The sequence below is a fragment of the Streptomyces glaucescens genome (genome assembly GCF_002154375.1).
Lineage (GTDB): Bacteria > Actinomycetota > Actinomycetes > Streptomycetales > Streptomycetaceae > Streptomyces > Streptomyces glaucescens.
On record NZ_MUND01000248.1, the window covers coordinates 1 to 869 of the forward strand.

Below are 869 nucleotides of genomic sequence, written 5' to 3' on the forward strand. Positions count from 1 at the left end.
TTGTCGAGCGGATGGCGCCGGAAGAACTGTGGACGTTGTTCCAGCGGGTGGTACCGCCGGCGCCGGTCCGCCCTCAGGGTGGAGGGCACCGGCGGCGAGGGGACCGTGAGGTGCTGGCCGCCATCATCTTCGTGGCCACCTCAGGCTGCACCTGGAATCAACTGCCACCAGGCTTCGGGCTGTCGGGCGTGACGGCCTTCCGCCGGTTCACCGAGTGGACCGAGGCCAGGGTGTGGGCCAAGCTTCACCGCCTGGTCCTGGATGAACTCGGTGCCCGAGGTGAGCTGGACTGGTCGCGGTGCGCGATCGACTCGGTCAGCGTCCGGGCCCTCAAAGGGGGCAGCTGACGGGACCGAATCCGACCGATCGCGGCAAGAAGGGATCGAAAATCCACCTCATCGTCGACCGCCAGGGCCTGCCCCTGTCGATCGGCATCTCCGCCGCCAACCTGCACGACAGCCAGGCCCTCATCCCGCTGGTCCGCGGCATCCCACCCATCCGCTCACGTCGCGGCCCTCGACGCCGGCGGCCCGCCAAGCTGCACGGTGACAAGGGCTACGACTACCGCCACCTGCGGCGATGGCTCGCTTCCTGCGGCATCCGGCACCGCCTTGCCCGCAAGGGCATCGAGTCGTCCCGGCGGCTGGGCCGACACCGCTGGGTGGTGGAGCGGACCGTGTCCTGGCTGTCCGGCTGCCGCCGCCTGCACCGCCGCTACGAGCGCAAGCCGGAACACTTCCTTGCCTTCACAGCCATCGCCGCGACCCTCATATGCCACCGCCGACTGGCCAAGTGAAATGACGTCTAAAGGGTATTGCAGAAGGCCGTGAACTGGGCATCTCCGTTGTATGGCTGGGGTGTTGAGGGCC

At 68.2% G+C, this 869-nt stretch carries 1 protein-coding gene; it reads left to right on the top strand.

The features are described from left to right. Positions 1-11 precede the first annotated feature (11 nt). Positions 12-796, top strand: a protein-coding gene (locus CCN42_RS17370) for an IS5 family transposase (RefSeq protein ID WP_211294731.1) whose coding sequence is annotated in 2 segments (ribosomal slippage) — positions 12-345 and positions 345-796 — 786 coding nt in all. Because the reading frame shifts where the segments join, the coding sequence is not laid out codon by codon here. The last annotated feature ends 73 nt before the right edge of the window (positions 797-869 follow it).